The organism is Sphingomonas sp. PR090111-T3T-6A, from assembly GCF_000383095.1.
In the GTDB taxonomy this organism is placed as follows: domain Bacteria; phylum Pseudomonadota; class Alphaproteobacteria; order Sphingomonadales; family Sphingomonadaceae; genus Solisphingomonas.
In genome coordinates this window covers 23,830-45,345 of the sequence record NZ_AORL01000019.1, presented here as the reverse complement: position 1 = coordinate 45,345, position 21,516 = coordinate 23,830, and the positions used below count along the sequence as shown (strand labels likewise).

Annotated in this window: 18 protein-coding genes; 16 read left to right on the top strand and 2 right to left on the bottom strand. The window is 69.2% G+C overall.

The features are described from left to right. Nucleotides 1-6: 6 nt before the first annotated feature. Nucleotides 7-606, top strand: coding sequence for an RcnB family protein (locus tag ST3T6A_RS22135; protein WP_026359558.1), 600 nt, complete (start codon nucleotides 7-9; stop codon nucleotides 604-606). Between the two features lie 36 nt (nucleotides 607-642). Here ST3T6A_RS22135 and ST3T6A_RS0109040 read toward each other — a convergent pair whose 3' ends face one another. After that, on the bottom strand, nucleotides 643-1,518 hold the full coding sequence (locus ST3T6A_RS0109040; protein ID WP_019832593.1) for a LysR family transcriptional regulator: 876 nt from the start codon (nucleotides 1,516-1,518) through the stop codon (nucleotides 643-645). Between the two features lie 91 nt (nucleotides 1,519-1,609). Between ST3T6A_RS0109040 and ST3T6A_RS0109035 the strand changes: the two genes are divergently transcribed. The 13 genes from ST3T6A_RS0109035 (at nucleotide 1,610) to ST3T6A_RS0108975 (ending at nucleotide 16,311) form a co-directional block, all read left to right on the top strand. Continuing rightward, entirely contained in the window at nucleotides 1,610-2,761 is a 1,152-nt protein-coding gene (locus ST3T6A_RS0109035; RefSeq protein WP_019832592.1) for an acyl-CoA dehydrogenase family protein, read from the top strand. A gap of 154 nt (nucleotides 2,762-2,915) precedes the next feature. Further along, nucleotides 2,916-4,517: a carboxyl transferase domain-containing protein gene (locus tag ST3T6A_RS0109030; protein WP_026359557.1), complete on the top strand. Its 1,602-nt coding sequence runs from the start codon at nucleotides 2,916-2,918 to the stop codon at nucleotides 4,515-4,517. A gap of 4 nt (nucleotides 4,518-4,521) precedes the next feature. Then, nucleotides 4,522-6,450, top strand: coding sequence for an acetyl/propionyl/methylcrotonyl-CoA carboxylase subunit alpha (locus ST3T6A_RS0109025; RefSeq protein ID WP_019832590.1), 1,929 nt, complete (start codon nucleotides 4,522-4,524; stop codon nucleotides 6,448-6,450). Continuing rightward, entirely contained in the window at nucleotides 6,450-6,902 is a 453-nt protein-coding gene (locus tag ST3T6A_RS0109020) for a MaoC family dehydratase (RefSeq protein ID WP_019832589.1), read from the top strand. The genes ST3T6A_RS0109025 and ST3T6A_RS0109020 overlap by 1 nt, the downstream gene beginning before the upstream one ends. Then, nucleotides 6,899-7,747 carry an HpcH/HpaI aldolase/citrate lyase family protein gene (locus tag ST3T6A_RS0109015; protein ID WP_019832588.1) on the top strand — a complete coding sequence of 283 codons (849 nt, stop codon included), beginning with the start codon at nucleotides 6,899-6,901 and terminating at the stop codon, nucleotides 7,745-7,747. The genes ST3T6A_RS0109020 and ST3T6A_RS0109015 overlap by 4 nt, the downstream gene beginning before the upstream one ends. Nucleotides 7,748-7,799: 52 nt before the next feature. Then, on the top strand, nucleotides 7,800-8,771 hold the full coding sequence (locus ST3T6A_RS0109010) for a 2-hydroxyacid dehydrogenase (protein WP_019832587.1): 972 nt from the start codon (nucleotides 7,800-7,802) through the stop codon (nucleotides 8,769-8,771). Next, the gene (locus tag ST3T6A_RS0109005; protein WP_019832586.1) at nucleotides 8,761-9,570 is read left to right on the top strand and encodes a hypothetical protein; all 810 of its coding nucleotides are present in this window, start codon (nucleotides 8,761-8,763) and stop codon (nucleotides 9,568-9,570) included. The genes ST3T6A_RS0109010 and ST3T6A_RS0109005 overlap by 11 nt, the downstream gene beginning before the upstream one ends. After that, nucleotides 9,567-10,403, top strand: a complete 837-nt coding sequence (locus tag ST3T6A_RS0109000) for an amidohydrolase family protein (RefSeq protein ID WP_019832585.1) — start codon at nucleotides 9,567-9,569, stop codon at nucleotides 10,401-10,403. The genes ST3T6A_RS0109005 and ST3T6A_RS0109000 overlap by 4 nt, the downstream gene beginning before the upstream one ends. A gap of 31 nt (nucleotides 10,404-10,434) precedes the next feature. Further along, on the top strand, nucleotides 10,435-11,565 hold the full coding sequence (gene lldD / locus ST3T6A_RS0108995; protein WP_019832584.1) for an FMN-dependent L-lactate dehydrogenase LldD: 1,131 nt from the start codon (nucleotides 10,435-10,437) through the stop codon (nucleotides 11,563-11,565). A 124-nt stretch (nucleotides 11,566-11,689) separates the two neighbouring features. Further along, nucleotides 11,690-12,706 carry a sugar kinase gene (locus tag ST3T6A_RS0108990; protein WP_019832583.1) on the top strand — a complete coding sequence of 339 codons (1,017 nt, stop codon included), beginning with the start codon at nucleotides 11,690-11,692 and terminating at the stop codon, nucleotides 12,704-12,706. A gap of 35 nt (nucleotides 12,707-12,741) precedes the next feature. Next, nucleotides 12,742-14,154, top strand: coding sequence for a glucuronate isomerase (gene uxaC, locus ST3T6A_RS0108985; RefSeq protein ID WP_019832582.1), 1,413 nt, complete (start codon nucleotides 12,742-12,744; stop codon nucleotides 14,152-14,154). Then, on the top strand, nucleotides 14,151-15,611 hold the full coding sequence (locus tag ST3T6A_RS0108980) for a mannitol dehydrogenase family protein (protein WP_019832581.1): 1,461 nt from the start codon (nucleotides 14,151-14,153) through the stop codon (nucleotides 15,609-15,611). The genes uxaC and ST3T6A_RS0108980 overlap by 4 nt, the downstream gene beginning before the upstream one ends. 31 nt (nucleotides 15,612-15,642) lie before the next feature. Continuing rightward, nucleotides 15,643-16,311 carry a spermidine synthase gene (locus tag ST3T6A_RS0108975; protein WP_019832580.1) on the top strand — a complete coding sequence of 223 codons (669 nt, stop codon included), beginning with the start codon at nucleotides 15,643-15,645 and terminating at the stop codon, nucleotides 16,309-16,311. A gap of 6 nt (nucleotides 16,312-16,317) precedes the next feature. Here the strand turns inward: ST3T6A_RS0108975 and ST3T6A_RS0108970 are convergent, their stop codons facing one another. Continuing rightward, nucleotides 16,318-16,887, bottom strand: coding sequence for a hypothetical protein (locus ST3T6A_RS0108970; RefSeq protein WP_019832579.1), 570 nt, complete (start codon nucleotides 16,885-16,887; stop codon nucleotides 16,318-16,320). Nucleotides 16,888-17,034: 147 nt separating this feature from the next. On the opposite strand from ST3T6A_RS0108970, the gene treF reads away from it, so the two are divergent. Next, nucleotides 17,035-18,798: an alpha,alpha-trehalase TreF gene (treF, locus tag ST3T6A_RS19740; protein ID WP_328285236.1), complete on the top strand. Its 1,764-nt coding sequence runs from the start codon at nucleotides 17,035-17,037 to the stop codon at nucleotides 18,796-18,798. Nucleotides 18,799-18,884: 86 nt separating this feature from the next. After that, nucleotides 18,885-21,413, top strand: a complete 2,529-nt coding sequence (locus tag ST3T6A_RS0108960; RefSeq protein ID WP_019832578.1) for a TonB-dependent receptor domain-containing protein — start codon at nucleotides 18,885-18,887, stop codon at nucleotides 21,411-21,413. Nucleotides 21,414-21,516 lie beyond the last annotated feature (103 nt).

The window sequence follows — 21,516 nt, the reverse complement described above, 5'->3', positions numbered from 1 at the left end:
TTGCCGATGAAGATGCGTCTCCTCGCAACCGCCGCCTTGCTGCTGTGGCCCGATATCGCCCTGGCGCAACAGCCGCAGACCCGCCCCGCCCCCGGCGCGCGGCCCGAACGGCCCACTCCCAATCGCCCCGGCGCCGGACGTCCCGGTGGTCCGGGCCAACATCCCGGCACCCCCGGTCGGCCCGGTGGCTCTGTCAGCCCCGGTCGCCCCGGTGGTCCGGGTCGTCCCGGCGGCAATGTCCGGCCGCCCAACCCCGGCCCCGGAAACCAGCCTTCCCGTCCGGGCCGTCCGCCTGTGGGGCAGCATCCCGGTATGGGCCAGCGCCCGCCGCAGCATCGCCCCGGCGTCGGCCGTCCGCCCCACTTCAAGCCGATCCACGGCCCGGCCTTCCGCTATCCGCGCGGCTACAGCTATCGCCGCTGGACGATCGGGCTGCTGCTGCCGAGCCTCTTCCTGTCCTCGACCTATTATTACGACAACTATGCGGCGCTCGGCGTCGGTCCGCCGCCGCCGGGCTGTCGCTGGGTCCGCTACGGGCCGGACCTGCTGCTGGTCGACGCGCGCAGCGGCCGCATCCGCGACGTGATCTACGGCGCCTTCTACTGAAAGCACGGGCGGGGCGCGGCCGATGTCGCGCCCCGCTCAGCCCGTCCGCGCCGCCTCCAGCGCCGCCGTCAGCGCCCCGAGCACCGCCCCGCCGCGCAGCCGTGCCGGATCGGCGTGCGGAGCATAGATCAGCCCGATCTCACGCTCCTGCGTGAAATCCGCGAGCCTCGGCCGCGCCACGCCCGGCGCCTGGAAACCCTCGGGCATCACCGTGACGCCCAGCCCCGCGCGGACCAGCGCCAGCGCCCGCTCGTCGCCGGTTGTCCGCGCCGCGAAGAAGGGGCGGACGCCGCGCGCGGTGAAATGGCGGCTGGTATCGGCCAGCGCCTCGCACTGGCGGCGGACGATCATCGTCTCCTCGGCCAGTTCCTCGGCCGCGATCGTCGCGCGGGAGGCCAGCCGATGCCCCGCCGGCAGCGCCAGTGCATAGCCCTCGCGGAACAGCGGCTCGCTCGCGAAGCGGCTCTGGTCGCGCCGGATCAGGCTCAGCGCCACGTCGATCCGCCCGCGCGCCAACCGCTCGAGGAGATCGCGCTCGCGCCCCTCGATCAGCTCCACCCGCTCCTCCGCCGGGTCGAGCCGGGTGAGAAACGCCTCGATCCACGCCCCCGGCAGGGTGGGGAGCAACCCGAGGCGCACGGTCGCCTGCTCGGCCGTGTCCTGCACCTCGCGCTCGGCGATGGCGAACTCGGCCTCGATGCGGCGGGCGTGGACCGCGAAACGCGCGCCGGCCTCGGTCAGCTCGACGCGCTTGTTGGTGCGGTGGAAGAGCGCGCGGCCCATCTCGCGCTCCAGCTTGGCGATGCCGACCGAGAGCGTCGGCTGCGACACGTTGCAGGCAGCCGCCGCCTTGGAGAAATTGCCCTGATCTATGACGCTCAGGAAATAGCGCAGCAGATAGCGGTCTATCATAGACGCTATCTATGATGTTCCCGAACGGCTTTCAATTTTCCTCAAGGCTTCGGCTGCGCTATCAAACGCCGCAAAATTACCGGAGAGTCTGATGCAGCAGTTCGACTTCGCGCTCGGCGAGACGGCGGACATGATCCGCGACACCACCCGGCGCTTCTCCACCGATCGCATCGCCCCGATCGCCGCCGCCATCGACGCCGAGGACCGCTTCCCCGCCGAGCTGTGGCCGGAAATGGGCGCGCTCGGCCTGCACGGCATCACCGTGGAAGAGGAGTATGGCGGGCTCGGGCTCGGCTATCTGGAGCATGTCATCGCCTGCGAGGAGGTGGCCCGCGCGTCGGCGTCGGTCGGCCTGTCCTACGGCGCGCACTCGAACCTCTGCGTCAACCAGATCCGCCGCTGGGGGACGCCTGAGCAGAAGGCCAAATATCTGCCCGGCCTGATCTCGGGCGAGCATGTCGGCAGCCTCGCGATGTCGGAGGCCGGCGCCGGCTCCGACGTGGTGAGCATGAAGCTGCGCGCCGACAAGGTGGACGGCGGCTGGAAGCTCAACGGCACCAAGTTCTGGATCACCAACGCGCCCTATGCCGAGACGCTGGTCGTCTATGCCAAGACGGCGCCGGACGCGGGCTCCAAGGGCATCACCGCCTTCCTGATCGAGAAGGGCTTCGCCGGTTTCTCCATCGGCCAGAAGATCGAGAAGATGGGGATGCGCGGCTCGCCCACCGCCGAGCTGGTGTTCAACGACTGCTTCGTGCCGGACGAGAATGTCATGGGGCCAGTGAATGGCGGCGTGAAGGTGCTGATGTCCGGCCTCGATTACGAGCGCGTGGTGCTCTCGGGCATCCAGCTCGGCATCATGCAGGCGTGCCTCGACGTGGTCCTCCCCTATGTCCGCGAGCGCAAGCAGTTCGGCAAGGCGATCGGCACCTTCCAGCTCATGCAGGGCAAGGTGGCCGACATGGTCGTCGCGCTGAACAGCTCGCGCGCCTATGTCTATGCCGTGGCGCGGGCCTGCGATGCCGGCCAGACCACCCGCTATGACGCGGCGGGCGCGATCCTGCTCGCCTCCGAGAATGCCGTGAAGGTCGCCAACGAGGCGATCCAGGCGCTGGGCGGCGCGGGCTACACCAAGGACTGGCCGGTCGAACGCTTCGCCCGCGACGCCAAGCTGCTCGACATCGGTGCCGGCACCAACGAAATCCGCCGGATGCTGATCGGCCGCGAGCTGATCGGCGCATGAGCGGGCCCTCGACAATCCTCCCCTGCAAGGGGAGGGGGACCAGCCGCAGGCTGGTGGAGGGATACTCCCCTCGCAGCACGCGCAGCGCCTGCCCCACGCGCCTCCACCCCTCCACCGCCTTCGGCGGTCCCCCTCCCCTTGCAGGGGAGGATTTCTGATGGGCCCCGTTCTCGGTACGCTCGCCGATCCGTCGTCGGAGGATTTCCGCCGCCGCGATGCGCACAACCGCGCGCTCGCCGACCAGCTCCGCGCCGATGTGGCGACCGCGGCACTCGGTGGCTCGGAGGCGTCGCGCAGCAAGCATGTCGCGCGCGGGAAGCTGCTGCCGCGCGATCGCGTCGGCCATCTGCTCGATCCGGGCGCGCCCTTCCTCGAGATCGGCCAGCTTGCCGCGCACGGGCTCTACAAGGGCGAGGTGCCGGGTGCCGGCATGATCGCGGGCATCGGCCGCGTGTCGGGCCGTATGTGCATGATCGTCTGCAACGACGCGACGGTGAAGGGCGGCACCTATTACCCGCTCACCGTCAAGAAGCATCTGCGCGCGCAGGAGATCGCGCGGGAGAACCGCCTCCCCTGCATCTATCTGGTCGATTCGGGCGGGGCGAACCTGCCGCATCAGGCCGAGGTCTTCCCCGACAAGGAGCATTTCGGCCGCATCTTCTTCAATCAGGCGCAGATGTCGGCGGAGGGCATCCCCCAGATCGCCTGCGTGATGGGAAGCTGCACCGCCGGGGGCGCCTACGTGCCGGCGATGTCCGACGAGACGGTGATCGTCCGCAATCAGGGCACGATCTTCCTCGCCGGGCCTCCGCTGGTGAAGGCGGCGACGGGCGAGGTGATCTCGGCCGAGGATCTGGGCGGCGGCGATCTCCATGCGCGCAAGTCCGGCGTGGTCGATCATCTCGCCGAGAATGACGAACATGCGCTCACCATCGTGCGCGACATCGTCGCGACGCTCCCGGCGGACCGCACGCCCGACATCGCGCTGAAAGACCCGCGCCCGCCGAAGCATGATCCGGCCGAACTCTATGGCCTCATCCCCCGCGACGTCCGGGCGCCCTATGACGTCCACGAGGTGATCGCGCGCATCGTCGACGGATCGGAGTTCCACGAGTTCAAGGCGCTCTACGGCACAACCTTGGTGTGCGGCTTCGCGCATATCTGGGGGATGCCGGTGGCGATCCTCGCCAACAATGGCGTGCTGTTCTCGGAAGCGGCGCTCAAGGGCGCGCATTTCATCGAGCTGGCCTGCCAGCGCCGTATCCCGCTGCTGTTCCTCCAGAACATCTCGGGCTTCATGGTCGGCGGCAAATACGAGGCCGAGGGCATCGCCAAGCATGGCGCCAAGCTGGTGACGGCGGTCGCGACCGCCTCCGTCCCCAAGATCACCATGCTGATCGGCGGCAGCTTCGGCGCGGGCAATTACGGCATGGCGGGGCGCGCCTACTCGCCGCGTTTCCTGTTCTCGTGGCCCAACAGCCGCATCTCGGTGATGGGCGGCGAGCAGGCGGCCTCCGTCCTCGCCACCGTCCACCGCGACGCTGACAGATGGACGCCCGAGGAGGCCGAGGCCTTCAAGGCCCCGATCCGCCAGAAGTACGAGGACGAAGGCAGCCCCTGGAACGCCACCGCGAACCTGTGGGACGACGGCATCGTCGATCCCATCCAGACCCGCGACGTGCTGGGCCTGAGCCTCGCCGCGTGCCTCAACGCCCCCATCCCCGAGCGCCCCGCGTTCGGCGTGTTCAGGATGTGATGCGATGATCCAGAGCCTCCTCATCGCCAATCGCGGCGAGATCGCCTGCCGGATCATCCGCACCGCGCGGATGCTCGGCATCCGCACCGTCGCCGTCTATTCGGATGCCGACCGGAACGCCCTCCATGTCCGAATGGCGGACGATGCGGTCGCCATCGGCCCGGCACCTGCGCGCGAAAGCTATCTGGTCAGCGACCGCATCATCGCTGCCGCCAAGGAAACCGGCGCAGAAGCGATCCACCCCGGCTACGGCTTCCTCTCCGAGAATGCCGACTTCGCCGAGGCCGTGAGCGCGGCGGGGATCGTCTGGGTCGGGCCGAAGCCCTCCAGCATCCGCGCCATGGGCCTCAAGGACGCGGCCAAGAAGCTCATGCAGGAAGCCGGCGTCCCCACCACGCCCGGCTATCTCGGCGAGGACCAGCGGCCCGAGCATCTGAAGAGCGAGGCCGACAAGATCGGCTATCCGGTGCTCATCAAGGCGGTCGCCGGCGGCGGCGGCAAGGGGATGCGCAAGGTCGATGCCTCCGCCGATTTCCTCGACGCCCTCGCCTCCTGCCAGCGCGAGGCGGCGTCGAGCTTCGGCGACGACCGGGTGCTGATCGAGAAATACATCCTCTCGCCCCGCCACATCGAAGTGCAGGTCTTCGGCGACAGCCACGGCAACGTCGTCCACCTGTTCGAGCGCGACTGCTCGCTCCAGCGCCGCCACCAGAAGGTGATCGAGGAGGCCCCCGCCCCCGGCATGGACGAGGCCACCCGCGAGGCGGTCTGCGGTGCTGCGGTGAAGGCGGCCAAGGCGGTCGACTATGTCGGCGCGGGCACCATCGAGTTCATCGCCGACGCATCCGAAGGCCTGCGCGCCGACCGCATCTGGTTCATGGAGATGAACACCCGCCTTCAGGTCGAGCATCCGGTGACGGAGTCGATCACCGGGCAGGATCTGGTCGAGTGGCAGCTCCGCGTCGCGAGCGGGGAGCCGCTGCCGAGGAAGCAGGACGAGCTGGAAATCGACGGCTGGGCGATGGAAGCCCGCATTTATGCCGAAGACCCGGCCAAGGGCTTCCTCCCGAGCATCGGGCCGCTCACCATCTATCGCGAGTGGCGTGACGTGCGAGTCGACAGCGGCGTCGAGGAAGGCGGGCAGGTCACGCCCTTCTACGACCCGATGATCGCCAAGGTGATCGCCCACGAAGCCACCCGCGAGGAGGCCGTCGAGACGCTGGCCGAGGCCTGCGCCGCCACCGACATCTGGCCGGTCAAGACCAACGCCCCCTTCCTGTGGCGCGCGCTCGACCATGCGGACTTCCGCGCCGCCCGCATCGACACCGGCTTCATCGAGCGCCACGGCGACAGCCTGCTCCCCCCCGCCGAGCCGACCGAGGACATGGTCCTGCAAGCCGCCGCCGCGGTCGCCGTGCAGGAGGTGCATGGCGAGCCGACGACACTGTGGGGGGCAGACTCCATGCTGTCAGTTCCCGCGGCCGGCAGCGTCTGGCGCTCGCTGATGGGCTTCCGCGCCAATGCCGCCCCGGACCGCCGCATCCGCGTCGAGATCGACGGCAAGCCATACGAAGCCGAACTCCCCCGCGACTGGGAGAAGGCCCCCGTGATCGGCGAGCCGGTCGACGATGGCGTGGTCGTCAACGACGACGGCCTCTCCTTCCTCGCGAGCGTCCCGCGCTATCATGGCGACACGGCGGGCATCTCGGACGGCGCGCTCACCGCGCCGATGCCGGGGCGCGTCGTATCGGTGGAGGTGGCCAAGGGCGAGAAGGTCGCCAAGGGCCAGCGCATCGTCGTCATCGAGGCGATGAAGATGGAGCAGGCGCTGGTCGCCCCCTTCGACGGCATCGTCGCCGACCTCGGTCCGGCCGCCGGCGCGCAGGTCAGCGAAGGCACGCTGCTCGCCCGCATCGAGACGGAGGAAGCCTGATGCCCGGACGCTATTTCGACGAATGGCAGTTGGGCGACCGGATCGAGCATCCGATCCGCCGCACCGTCACCGAGACGGACAATCTCCTCTTCTCGACGATGACGCACAATCCGCAGCCGCTCCACCTCGACGCCGAGGCGGCGAAGGCGAGCGAGTTCGGCCAGATCCTCGTCAACGGCACCTTCTCCTTCGCGCTGATGGTGGGGCTGACGGTGGGCGAGACGACGCTCGGCACGCTGGTGGCCAACCTCGGCTATGACGCGGTGGTGATGCCCAAGCCCGTCTTCATCGGCGACACGCTGCGCGCGACGAGCGAGGTGGCGGCGCTCAAGGAGAGCAAGTCGCGTCCCAACGCCGGGATCGTCACCTTCACGCACGAATTGATCAACCAGCGGAATGAGGTGGTCTGCCGCTGCCAGCGCTCGGCGCTGCTACTGCGGAAGCCGGCATGAGGCTCCGCTCGCTGCTGTTCGTGCCGGGCGACCGGCCGGATAGGATGGAGAAGGCGCTCGCCTCCGGCGCCGATGCGCTGATCCTCGATCTGGAGGACGCGGTGACACCCGCCGCCCGTCCCGAGGCGCGCAAAGCCATCGCCGATTTCCTCACCCGCACCGAGCGCACGACCAGGCTGTTCGTCCGCGTGAACCCGCTCGACGGCAGCGACACCGACGCGGACCTCGACGCCATCGCCAAGGCACGGCCCGACGGCATCGTCTTCCCCAAGGCCGAGGGTGCCGCCTCCGTGCAGGCCCTGTTCCACAAAATGGAAGCGCGCGGGCTCGCCGCCCCCATCCTCCCCATCGCGACCGAGACGCCCGCCGCGATCTTCCAGCTTGGTCATTACCGAGCCGTCGCGGACAGGCTCTGTGGCCTCACCTGGGGCGCGGAGGACCTCCCCGCCGCGATCGGCGCCGCGACCAGCCGCGAGGCGGACGGCCGCTACACGCCCCCTTACGAGATGGCCCGCGCGCTGATGTTGTTCGGCGCCGCCGCCGCCGGGGTCGCGCCGATCGAGACGGTCTATCCGGCGTTCCGCGATCTCGACGGCCTCGCCGCCTACGCCGCCCGCGCCGCGCGCGACGGCTTCTCCGGCATGATGGCGATCCACCCCGCGCAGGTGGCGGTGATCAACGAGGCCTTCACGCCCTCGGCCGAAGCCGTAACCCATGCCCGCGCGGTGGTGGAGGCCTTCGCCGCCAACCCGACCGCGGGCGCGCTCCAGCTCGACGGCAGGATGATCGACGCCCCGCATCTGAAGCAGGCGAAAAGCCTCCTCGCCCGCGCCGGAGAGGTTTGACGAACGCCCTCTCCTCTCCATACATCGGGCGATATCGGAAGAGGAGAAGTGGATGGACCGGCGCCCGCGCCTGCTGGTGACACGGCGGCTGCCGCACGCGGTCGAGGCGCATCTGTCGACGCGGTTCGAGACCGACGGCAACGCCGACGACGCGCCGCTCTCCCGCGAGGCGCTGGCGGACGCGATGACGCGCTACGACGCGATCCTCCCGACCATCACCGACCGTATCGACGCGGCGCTTCTCTCCCTCCCCGGCGCGACGGTGCGCATCCTCGCCAATTTCGGGGCGGGCTTCGAGCATATCGATCTCGCCGCCGCCCGGAAGGCCGGGATCGCCGTCACCAACACGCCCGACGCGCTGACCGACACCACCGCCGATCTCGCCATCCTGCTGATGCTGATGGCCGCGCGCCGCGCCGGCGAAGGCGAGCGCGAGCTTCGCGACGGGCGCTGGACCGGCTGGCGGCCCACGCACCTGATCGGACAGGGCGTGACGGGCAAGACGCTCGGCCTCGTCGGCTTCGGTCGCATCGCGCAGGCGACGGCCAAGCGCGCCCGCGCCTTCGGGATGCGCATCCGCTATGTCAGCCGCAACCGCGCTTCCGAGACGATCGAAGCGGCCTGCGACGCCAGCCCGGCGGAATCGCTGGAGGCGCTCGCGGCCGAGGCCGACATCCTCTCGCTCCATGTGCCGGGCGGGGCGGCAACGCGGCACCTGATCGACGCGCCCCTGCTCGCGCGGATGAAACCCCACGCCATCCTCATCAACACCGCGCGCGGGCCGGTGGTGGACGAGGCGGCGCTGGCCGAGGCGCTGACGCAGGGCCGGCTCGGCGCGGCGGGGCTCGATGTCTATGAGCAGGAGCCCGCCGTCCACCCAGCGCTCCTCGCATGCGAGCGGGCGGTGCTGCTTCCCCATCTCGGCAGCGCGACGATCGAGACGCGCTCGGCCATGGGGATGCAGGCCGCCTCCAATCTCGAAGCCTTTTTCGACGGACGGGAGCCACCCAACCGTGTCGCGTGAGGCGCTGCTCGATGCGACGGAGGCATGGCTCGCCCCGCTGCTCCGCGAGGCGCCAGCGGACCGTCCCCTGGTCCTCGGCCTGTGCGGTGCGCAGGGCAGCGGCAAATCGACGCTCGCCGCCGGGTTGGCGGAACGGTTCGAGCGGACGGCCATCCTCTCGCTCGACGATCTCTATCGGACGAAGGCCGAGCGCGCCGCGCTCGCCCGCACCGTCCACCCGCTCTTCGCCACGCGCGGCGTGCCGGGCACGCATGACGTGCCGCTCGGCCTCGCCACCTTCGCCGCGCTCGATCGGGGCGAAGCCGCGGCGCTCCCCCGCTTCGACAAGGCCTGCGACGACCGCGCTCCGGCGGACCAGTGGGGCCATGCCCCGGCCGGCACCCGGCTGCTGATCTTCGAAGGCTGGTGCGTCGGCGCCCGGCCCGAGGCGGAGGAGGCGCTGGCCGCTCCCATCAACGCCCTCGAACGCGAGGAGGATGCGGACGGCATCTGGCGGCGCGCCGTCAATGCCGCGCTGGCGGGCGACTATCAGCGGCTGTTCGCGCGGATCGACCGGCTGATGCTGCTGGCGGCACCGGGCTTCGAGGTGGTGCAGGGCTGGCGGATCGAGCAGGAGCGCGCGCTGCGAGGCCGCACCGCTCCCGATGCGCCCGGCCTGATGAGCGACGCCAAGGTCGCGCGCTTCATCCAGCATTATGAGCGGCTGACGCGCCATATCCTGACCGAAATGCCCGGCCGCGCCGATCGCGTGGCAAGGCTTGCGGCCGATCGCTCCTTATTGTCTGATGATGGCTCATGACACCGATAGCAATCCTCGATTCCCATCAGCATGCCTGGACCATCGGCGGCCCCGGCCAGAGCTGGCCCGGCCCCGATCTGCCCGATCTCCATCGCGACTTCGGCCTTGCCGATCTGCGCGCGGCGGCCGACGGCGTGGAATTGGCGGGCACGGTGCTCGTCCAGTCGCAGCCGGATGATCGCGACACCGGCTGGATGCTGGCGCTGGCCGGGGGCGATCCGCTGGTCCGCGCGGTGGTCGGCTGGGTCGATCTCGCAAGCCCCGACGCGCCCGAGCGCATCGCGGCACTCGCCCGCCATCCGAAGCTCAAGGGTTTGCGCCCGATGCTCCAGGCGATCGAGGACAGCGCGTGGATTCTCCGCCCCGAACTCGCCCCCGCCATCGAGGCGATGATTGCGCACGGCCTGCGTTTCGACGCCCTCGTTCAGCCGCGCCATCTGCCCGCACTGGCCCGCTTCGCCACGCACTGGCCGGAACTGCCCCTCGTCATCGATCATGGCGCCAAGCCCTTTGCCGCGACGGGCGATCTCGATCCGTGGCGCGAGGAGATCGCGGCGCTGGCCGCCTTCCCCCATGTCCATGCCAAGCTGTCCGGCCTGCGCACCGAGCAGGCGCCCAGCCAGACCGCCGACGCGCTCGCGCCCTATGTCGCGCATCTCGTCGCCTGCTTCGGCGAGCGGCTGATGTGGGGCAGCGACTGGCCGGTGCTGCTGCTTGCCGGCGATAGCTACAAGGACTGGCTCACCGATGCGGAGCGGCTCGCCGCCCCCACCGACGAGGCCGCCCGCCGCCACCTGTTCCACGACGCCGCCGCCCGTTTCTACGGACTCTGACGCCCCATCCAGCACTGGTAGACCGGACCCGATGATTATCTCCTCCCCGCTCGACTTCCGCGACGCCGCCCGCCGACGCCTGCCGCGCTTCCTGTTCGACTATGCCGACGGCGCCGCCTATGCCGAGGAGACGCTGCGGCGGAACGTGTCGGACCTCGCCGGCATCGCGCTGCGCCAGCGCGTGCTGAAGAACGTCGCCGACATCGACCTCTCGACCGAGCTGTTCGGCCAGCACCGGCCGCTCCCCATCGCACTCGGCCCGGTCGGCATCAGCGGCATGTATGCGCGTCGCGGCGAGGTGCAGGCGGCGCGCGCGGCGCATGCGGTGGGCATCCCCTTCACGCTGTCGACCGTCTCGCTCTGCTCACTGACCGAGGTGACGACCGCCACGCCGGGGCCGACCTGGTTCCAGCTCTATGTGATCCGCGACCGCGCCTTCATGCGCGACCTGCTCGCCACCGCCCGCGCGCGCGGCGCCGAGGCTCTGGTCTTCACCGTCGACATGCCGGTGCCGGGCGCGCGCTATCGCGATGCGCATTCGGGCATGTCCGGCCCGCGCGGGCCGATGCGGCGGATGATGCAGGCGATCGGCAAGCCAGGCTGGGCGTGGGACGTGGGGCTGCGCGGCCGCCCGCATCTGCTCGGCAATCTGGAGCCGGTGCTCGGCAAGGATAGCGGGCTCAACGATTATATCGGCTGGCTCGGCGCCAATTTCGATCCGTCGATCTCGTGGGACGATCTCGACTGGATTCGTTCCGAGTGGAAGGGGCCGCTCATCATCAAGGGCATTCTCGATCCCGAGGACGCCAGAGCCGCCGCCGGCATCGGCGCGAACGGCATCGTCGTCTCCAACCATGGCGGGCGGCAGCTCGACGGCGTGCTCTCCTCTGCCCGCGCGCTGCCGGGAATCGCGGATGCGGTGCGCGGCCAGCTCACCGTGCTGGCGGATTCGGGCATCCGCTCGGGCCTCGACGTGGTGCGGATGCTGGCGCTGGGCGCGGAGGGCGTGCTGCTCGGCCGCGCCTGGCTGTTCGCGCTCGCCGCACGCGGAGAGGCCGGCGTCGCGCAGATGCTCGATCTCTTCCAGCGCGAGATGCGCGTCGCCATGGCGCTTACCGGCGTGCGCACCATCGCCGAGATCGACCGCTCGATCCTCGCCTGACGGGGGCGTGCCAGCGCTTGCAATCCCACAGCCCTGCGCCTAGCGAAGGCAACATAATGGTAAGGACAGTGAGAGGGAAAGTGGCCAGACAGATCGATCGCCAGCCTGTCCGGGAGTCGCGCGCATGATCGGCGCCGGACGCATCGTCTGCTTCGGCGAGCTGCTGCTGCGCCTCTCCCCTCCGGGCCGCGAGCTGCTCTTCCAGGGCGGCTCGCTCGACGCCAATTTCGGCGGAGCGGAGGCCAATGTCGCGATCGGCCTCTCGCGACTCGGCCACCGCACCGCGATGGTCAGCGCCGTGCCGAGCCATGCCGTCGGGCAGGGCGCGGTCGACCATGTCCGCCGCCATGGCGTGGATGCGAGCGGCATCGTGCGGACGCCGGGTCGTCTCGGGCTCTATTTCCTGACACCGGGCGCATCGCTGCGCGCCTCCTCGATCGTCTATGATCGCGCGGGCAGCAGCTTCGCCGAGGCCGACGCCTCGCTGTTCGACTGGCCGACGCTGCTCGACGGCGCGAGCCTGCTCCACCTCTCGGGCATCACCCCGGCGCTCGGCCAGCGCTCGGCCGACATGGCGATCGCCGCCGCCCGCGCCGCGCGCGCGGTGGGCGTGGCGGTGTCGTTCGACGGCAATTACCGCCCCTCGCTCTGGCAGATGTGGGACAGCGATCCGCGCGCGATCCTGTCCGAGCTGGTCGGCATGGCGGACATCCTGTTCGGCAACCATCGCGACGTCGCTTTGCTGCTCGATCGTCCGTTCGACGGCGACGGGCCGGATCGCCGCCGCCACGCGGCCGAAGCGGCGTTCGAGGCCTTCCCCTCGCTCAAGCTGATCGCCTCGACCGCGCGCCATGTGGTCGATGCCGACCATCACCGCCTCGCCGCCCGCATCGATCTGCGCGACGGCGCGCACCAGACCGATGAAGTCGCGGTCACCGGCATCGTCGACCGGATCGGCGGCGGCGACGCCTTCGCCTCGGGCGTGCTGCACGGCCTGATCGCGACCGGCGACCCGGCCGAGGCGGCGCGCGCCGGCCTTGCGCTCGCGGCGCTCAAGCACAGCCTGCCCGGTGACGCGAGCCTGTTCGGCACCGCCGATATCGACGCCTTCTGGGACGGCGGCCTCGACGTCCGGCGCTAATCCCTCTCCCTCCTCCCGACACCGGAGACATCCGCGTGAGCAAGCTTGAACTGCATCCCGACCGGCTCTTCCCCGCCGACCCGACCACCCGCGCCATCGCCCGCCGTCTCTATGCGACGGTGAAGGATCTGCCGATCGTCAGCCCGCACGGCCACACCGATCCGGCCTGGTTCGCCACGAACGAGCCCTTCCCCGATCCCGCACGCCTGCTCATCACGCCGGACCATTATGTGTTCCGGATGCTCTACAGCCAGGGCGTGCCGCTCGACGCGCTCGGCGTGCCGACCGTGGACGGCAGCCCCACCGAGCAGGACGGCCGCAAGATCTGGCGCCTCTTCGCAGAGCATTATCACCTGCTGCGCGGCACGCCGTCGCGCATGTGGCTGGACTGGGTGTTCGCCGAGGTATTCGGCCTCGACGTGCTGCTCTCGGCCGGGACGGCGGACCAGTATTACGACACCATCGACGCCGCGCTGAAGACCGACGCCTTCCGCCCACGCGCGCTGTTCGAGCGCTTCAACATCGAGGTGATCGCCACCACCGAGAGCCCGCTCGATCCGCTCGATCACCACAAGGCGATCCGAGAGAGCGGCTGGAACGGCCGCGTCGTCACCGCCTATCGCCCCGATCCGGTGATGGACCCGCAAGACCCCCGCTTCATCGAGAATGTCCGCCGCTTCGGCGAGATGGCGGGCGAGGATGTCTCGACCTATGCCGGCTATCTGCGCGCCCACCAGAATCGCCGCGCCCATTTCCGTGCGGCGGGCGCCACCTCGACCGACCATGGCCACCCCTCGGCCTTCACCGCCGACCTGCCCCGCGCGGAAATCGAGGCGCTCTACGCCAAGGTGATCGCCGGCCCGGTGAGCGCTGCCGAAGCCGAACTCTTCCGCGGCCAGATGCTGACCGAGATGGCGCGCATGTCGATCGAGGACGGCATGGTGATGCAGCTCCATCCCGGCGTCTCGCGCAGCCACAATCCGTCGGTCCTCGCCCGCTTCGGGAAGGACAAGGGCGCGGACATCCCCACCGCCGGCGAGTTCGTGCGCTGCCTGAAGCCGCTGCTCGACGCGCATGGCAATGATCCGCGCCTGACGCTGATCCTCTTCACGCTCGACGAGGATGTCTATTCGCGCGAGCTGGCGCCGCTCGCCGGCCATTATCCGTCGCTGCGGCTCGGGCCGCCCTGGTGGTTCCATGACAGCCCCGAGGGGATGCGCCGCTTCCGCGAGCGCGTCACCGAGACGGGCGGCTTCTACAACACCGTCGGCTTCAACGACGATACGCGCGCTTTCCTGTCGATCCCGGCGCGGCACGATGTCGCGCGGCGGATGGACTGCGCCTTCCTCGCCCGCCTCGTCGCCGAGCATCGCCTGCCCGAGGACGAGGCCGACGAGGTAGCCTATGCGCTGACCTACGGGCTCGTGAAGCAGGCCTACAAGCTGTGAGTCGTCTCGCCACCGCCACGCTCGCGGCGCTGCCGGCCGAGGTCGAGCAGCCGTCCTACGACCGCTCGGCCGTGAAGACTGGCGTGGTCCATCTCGGCATCGGCGCCTTCCATCGCGCGCATCAGGCGGCGGTGTTCGACGCCGCGCTGTCGGCCGGCGACCTGCGCTGGGGCGTGCTCGGCGTGTCGCTGCGCTCGGCCGGCGTGCGCGATCAGCTCGTGCCGCAGGACGGGCTCTACAGCCTCGTCGTGCGCTCCGGGAATGAGCAGCGCATCCGCATCCTCGGCGCGGTGCAGGACGTGCTCGTCGCGCCCGAGGGGCCGGCGCGCGTGGTGGAGGCACTCGCCTCGGCGGACGTCCATATCGTCACCCTCACCGTCACCGAGAAGGGCTACAGGCTCGATCCCGCGACCGGCAGACTGATCGAGGGCGATCCCGACATCGCCGCCGATCTCGCCGACCTGTCCGCCCCGCGCACCGTGCCGGGCTTCCTCGTCGCGGGCCTGAAGGCGCGGCGCGAGGCGGGGCTCGCTCCCTTCACCGCCATCTCCTGCGACAATCTGCCGCACAATGGCCATCTCCTGCGCAACGCGGTGCTGGCGATGGCGCGGGCGCATGATGCGGGCCTCGCGGCCTGGATCGAGGCCGAGGGCGCCTTCCCGCAGACCATGGTGGATCGCATCGTCCCCGCCACCACCGACGCCGACATCGCCGCCCTCTTCGAGCGGATCGGCGTCGAGGATCGCGCGATGGTGAAGACCGAGCCCTTCACCCAGTGGGTGATCGAGGACCGCTTCTGCGGCCCGCGCGCCGACTTCGCGAGCCTCGGCGTGCAGCTCACCGCCGATGTCGCACCGTGGGAGGAGGCCAAGCTCCGCCTGCTCAACGGCGCGCATTCGGGCATCGCCTATCTGGGCGGGCTCGCCGGGATCGAGTTCGTCAACCAGTTCGTCGCCCGGCCGGAGGGTCGCGCCTTCGTCGAGGCGCTGTGGGATGAATCGGCCGAGACGCTCTCGCCCCCGGAAGGGCTCGACATCCCGGCCTATCGCAAAGAGCTGATGGCCCGCTTCGCCAACAGCGCGCTCCAGCACCGCACCCGCCAGATCGCGATGGACGGTTCGCAGAAGCTGCCCCAGCGGCTGCTTGCGCCCATCCTCGCGCGGCGGAAGGCCGGCAAGAGCGTCGATCGGCTCGCGCTGGCCGTCGCGGCGTGGATGCGCTGGCAGGGCGGCGTGGACGATGCGGGCCATGGCTTCACCGTCGACGATCCGCTCGCGGGCCGCACCGCCGCAGCGCTCGAAGGCTGCACCAGCGCCGCCGAACGGGTCGCCGCGCTGATGGCGATCGAGGCGATCGTGCCGCCTGCGCTCGCCGCCGACGCGGAACTGGTCGCGACCATCACCGGCCATCTCGACCGTATCGAACGCGAAGGCGCGCTCGCCGCCCTTCGCGCTTGACGTTGCGGGGGACATAAGGGATCGCGCCCTTATGGTCCCCCGCATCCTGATCGACACCGCCCAGATCCCCGGCGGCGACACGCTCCGCCTGTTCCAGCGCGGCGCGGAGTGGTCGATCATGCTGGGCGCCAACGAGTTGATGAACAGCCGGCTCAGCGGCTCCGAGGAAGCGCTCGCCACCATGTCGTGCGAGCGGATTGCCGGGCGGCCGAAGCCGCATCTGCTGATCGGCGGGTACGGCATGGGGTTCACGCTCCGCGCGGCGCTGGGCGTACTCGGCAAGGACGCGACGCTGACCGTCGCCGAACTCGTGCCCGCCGTGATCGACTGGGCGAAGGGACCGATGGCGGGCCTCACCGCCGAATGCCTCGACGATCCGCGCACCGATATCCACATCGCTGACGTGGCAACGCTGATCGGCGGCGCGCGGGGTGCCTATGACGCGATCCTGCTCGACATCGACAACGGCCCCGACGGCCTCGTCCGCGCCGCCAATGACCGTATCTACGACCGCGACGGCCTCGCCGCCGCCAAGCGCGCGCTACGCCCCGGCGGGGTGCTGGCGATCTGGTCCTCGACGCGCGACACCGTGTTTGCCAACCGCCTGCGCCGTGCCCGCTTCGATGTCGAGGAAGTGGTCGTCCGTGCCCGCGCTTCGGGCGGCGGGGCGCATCACGTCATCTGGTTTGCGCGGGCCTGACGCGCCTCAGCGACGACGGCGCGATCCGCTGCCGATCGCGACCTTCACCGCTTCATAGGGATTCATCCCCGACTCCAGCCGATCCTTGATCAGCGCCGTATCGGCCATCACCTGCGGCGCATCGAGGCGCAGGCCCGGCCCGATCCGGTGCCCGTCGCGCTCGCAATAACGCTCTCCGGCCTCGTCCTCGCGCCAGCGCAGCTTGGGATCGCGGATGAAGGGGAAGTCCCTGCTCGGATCGGCATCGAAAGGCGTGACGCAATAAAGCTGCCCGTCGATCTCGACCAGCGAATGCAGCACCAGCACATTGGGCTGACGCCACCAGCCGGTCACCATCGTGGCGCGCCCGGTCGGATCATGCTCCGCGTAGAACGCCGCGTTGGTGTGGCATTCGCGCGTGGGCGCGTTCAGCACGGCGGCCCCGCGCGGCACGCCGCGGATCGCGCGTTCCACCGGCAGGGCCAATATCTCGCGCACCGCATCCTGTTCCCAGCGCGACGGCGGAAACATCCATTGTTCAGCGCTGGCGAGGAAGGTTTCGCGCAGTCGCTCCAGCCGGTCCCTGGCCTCTCCCATGGCAATTCTTCTAAACCACTCAAGACATTAGCTTTAATACACCCCCGCTATAGGAGGCGATCTAGCTATCAGTCTAACGCGAAAGACGGGACTCCGATCCCGCGCAGGGACTCGCCAAGCGGCGCGCGGGACGGCAGGATCAGTTCCATGTCGTTTCGAATCTCCGCTGGTCGTCTCTCCTGGTCGCGTCTGGCGCCCGTCCTGTCCCGCCTTGCCCTGATCGGGCTTGCCGGCGCGGCCGCCGCCGCCCCTGCTCCCGCGCCGCGCCGCCTGCCGGACGCCACGAGCTTCTCGACGGTGAGCGGCCCGGTCGTCGCGACCCCGGCCGACATCTACGGCCCGCTATTCCGCGACGTGCAGATCGCCAAGATCTTCCCCGACGGCAAGACGTTCGCGGACGCCGTTCCCAATCGCGATCCCGGCCAGATTCTCACGGACTACAAGGCCGCGCACCTGAAGGGCGGGGCCGCGCTGCGGCGCTTCGTGCTCGCCAACTTCACCGTGCCCGCCGCCCCTTCGGCGCCGCCTCCCCAGGCGGGGGCCGCCAACACGCCGCTGCTCGCGCACATCGCTGCGCTGTGGCCGGTGCTCACCCGCCAGCCCGGCGCGGTGCCGCCGGGAAGCTCGGCGCTGGCGCTCACCAGCCCCTATGTCGTGCCCGGCGGACGCTTCCGCGAAATCTATTACTGGGACAGCTACTTCACCATGCTCGGGCTGGTCCGCGACCAGCGCACCGATCTGGTGGAGGGCATGATCGACGACTTCACCGCGTTGATCGAGCGCTACGGCCATATCCCGAACGGCACGCGGACCTATTATCTCAGCCGCTCGCAGCCGCCGGTCTATTATCTGATGCTCGGCCTGTCGCCCGCGCGCGATGTCGCCACCTTCCGGCGGCGGCTGATGGCGCTGCGTCGCGAACATGCCTTCTGGATGCGCGGCGAGGACGGGCTCGCCCCCGGCCAGGCCCGGTTCCACGTCGCCCGACTGCCCAATGGCGACCTCGTCAACCGCTACTGGGACGCGCGCGCCACCCCGCGCGAGGAGAGCTATGCGGAGGATGTCGCCACCGCCGCCACCTCGCGCCGCGTGCCGGGCCATCTCTATCGCGACCTGCGTTCGGCGGCGGAGAGCGGGTGGGACTTCTCGTCGCGCTGGCTCGCCGATCCGCAGGACCTGCGCACCATCCGCACCACCGAGATCGCGCCGGTGGACCTCAACAGCCTGATGTACGGCATGGAGAGGATGATCGCGATCGCCTGCGCCCGCGCCGTCGATCAGGCCTGCGCGCGCGAATATACGGCGCGCGCCAATGCCCGCGCCAATGCGCTGCGCACCGATTTCTGGGCCGGCCGCGAGGGCCGCTTCGCCGATCTCGAATGGCGCACCGGCAAGCCGACCAGCCGCGTGACGGCGGCGACGCTCTTCCCGCTGTTCGTGGGCGCCGCGCGTCCCGATCAGGCGCGAGCGGTGGCGCAGACGGTCCGCCGCCAGCTCCTCGCGCCGGGCGGCCTGCGCACCACCACCATCGCCAACGGCCAGCAATGGGATATCCCGAACGGCTGGGCTCCGCTCCAGTGGGTGGCGGTCGAGGGGCTGCGCCGCAACGGCGAGCCGGCGCTGGCGAAGACCATCGCGGAGCGCTGGCTGGGCACGGTGGCGAGCCGCTATCGGGCGTCCGGCAAGCTCGTCGAGAAATATGACGTCGAGAATCGCCGGGGGGGCGGGGCGGCGAATATCCGCTCCAGGACGGCTTCGGATGGACCAACGGCGTCACCCGCGCCCTGGCCGCCGATTATGGGATTCCCAGCGGAAATTGAAGAATTCCAACGAGTTCCACCGAAAACTGTGTCCCTTGCGCCACACCTTAGCGCCAAAATGATGCAGTGCGACATAAGTCGCCCGTCGTAGCAAATCTGACATTTGCCAGCGCTAGTCGCCCCGCTAGCAGCGCGAAGTACTCTTCGTCAGGGTCTACACAACAGGGGAATTCCACAGTGAATATCGTGAAGCTTAGCGCACGCGCGTCCGTGTCGCTTCTCGCGCTGGCGGCGATCACGCCGGCTTTCGCGCAGTCGACGGGCTCGCAGGATTTCGATCAGCCGCAAATCCTCGTCACCGGTTCGCGCATCAAGCCGCTCGAAGGCGTGTCGCTGCCCGATACGCCCAAGGCGCGCTATGTGCTGAATTCTGACTTCATCAAGAATCAGCGCCCCGGCCAGTCGATCGACGACATCATCAACATGATCCCGGGCGTCAGCTTCCAGAACAACGACCCGTATGGCAACTCGGGCGGTACGCTGAACATCCACGGCTTCGACTCGAGCCGCATTTCGCAGACGTTCGACGGCATCCCGCTGAACGACACCGGCAACTATGCCATCTACTCGCAGCAGCAGCTCGATTCGGAGCTGATCGATCAGGTCAACGTCAGCCTCGGCTCGACGGACATCGACAGCCCGACCGCGTCGGCCACCGGCTCGACCGTCAACTACACCATCCGCAACCCCACCGAGGACTTCCACGTCCGCCTCGCGGCGTCGTTCGGTGAGTATAACTATCTCCACATGTTCGGCGTGGTCGACACCGGCACCTTCACGCCGTTCGGCACCCGCGCCTTCATCTCGGCCAGCCATGCGTCGAACGTCAATCCGTTCAACCATGCCAACCAGACCGAGAAGTATCAGTACAACGCCAAGATCTATCAGCCGATCGGCGATAATGGCGACTTCGTCTCGGTGGCCGGCAACTACAATATCGGCCGCAACGGCAACTTCTCGTCGATCCCGCTCCGCACGGATCTGACGCAGTCGCCGACCAACAACGCGCCGCGCGTCGTCGGCTCGGCCGCGACCAACCGCTTCCCGATCACCAAGGACGAGCGCGAGTACGATCAGGGCCGCTGCACCGCGGCGCCCGCGATCGCCGGCCACGCCGACGTTCCGGCGGCCGTGCCCTGCGGCTCGCTGTTCGATTACAGCTACAACCCGTCGCACACCGGCAACATCCGCGTGAACTCGCGCTTCACGCTGGCCGACGGCCTCGTCCTGACGGTCGATCCGAGCTACCAGATCGTCAAGGCCAACGGCGGCAGCAGCGCCGTCACCGGCTTCGAGGGCACCTACTCGAAGGCTGGCACCCCGGCGACGAACCTGACCGGCTATATCGGCGGCAAGCCCTATTTCGGCGGCGTCGACCTGAACGGCGACGGCGACACGCTCGACCAGGTCGAGGTCTACGCGCCGAGCCACACCGAGACGCACCGCTGGGTGATCCTCACCTCGCTGCGCTATGACATCAACAGCACCCAGACGATCCGCGTCTCCTACACCTTCGACCATGGCCGCCATCGCCAGACCGGCGAAGTCGGCTATCTGAAGGCCGATGGCCATGCGGTCAGCCTCTACCCGATCGAGAACCCGATCCTCGACGCGGACGGCAACAAGATGGAGAAGCGCAACCGTCTCTCCTACGCCATCCTGAACCAGGTGTCGGGCGAGTATCGCGGCACCTTCTTCGACAGCAAGCTGACGGTGAACGCCGGCGTCCGCGCGCCGTTCTTCAAGCGCGATCTCACCAACTACTGCATCAGCGAAGCGGGCGGCAGCGGCTTCGTCGACTGCATCCCCTCGGCCGCCGACCAGGCTGCCTTCCTCGCCGCGAACCCGACCTATGTCGGCCCGCAGCATCGCGTGATCAACTACAACAAGGTGCTGCCGAGCGCCGGCTTCGTCTATAACTTCCTGCCGAAGTTCAGCCTGTTCGGAAGCTACGACAAGGGCCTTCAGGTTCCGGGCACGGACAACCTGTACAACGCCTTCGCCTATCCGCTGTCGAACCCGATCTCCAAGCCCAAGCCGGAGACGACCGACAACCTGAACGCGGGCGTCCGCTACAAGTCGAGCAAAATCCAGGCGGAGCTGTCGGGCTGGTACACCTTCTACCAGAACCGTCTGGCCTCGTCCTACGATCCCATTCAGAACATCACGATCTACCGCAACCTCGGCACCGTGCATAAGTATGGCGTCGACGGCTCGGTGTCGTACCAGCCGATCCCGCAGGTCACCCTCTACGGCTTCGGTTCGTACCTGAAGTCGAAGATCCTCGACAACGTCCAGTCGGGCGCGACCAGCGAGTTCCTGACCGCCGGCAAGCGTGAATCGGACTCGCCGACCTACACCGTCGGCGGCCGCGCGCAGGGCAATTTCGGCCCGCTCGAAATCGGCGCGCAGATCAAGCGCACCGGTCCGCGCTACGTCAACGACCAGAACCTGCCGGTCATGGCGAACGGCGTGCAGGTCTATGGCGCGAAGGCTCCGGCCTACACGCTGGTCGACCTGGATGCGCGCTACTCGCTCGAGGGCCTCGGTCTGAACGACCGCACCTGGGTGCAGCTCAGCATCACCAACCTGTTCGACAAGCTCTATGTTGGCGGCTTCAGCTCCAACACGTCGAACACCTCGATCCCGTTCGCGTACATCGGCGCTCCGCGCACGATCTCGGGGACGATCAACTTCGGCTTCTGATCCGATCGGAAGCATCGCCTCGGGGGCGGTCGGCCATGTGCCGGCCGCCCCTTTCTTTTATGCGGCCGGGCCTCATTTCGCCCCTGACATTCGCATGTAACAC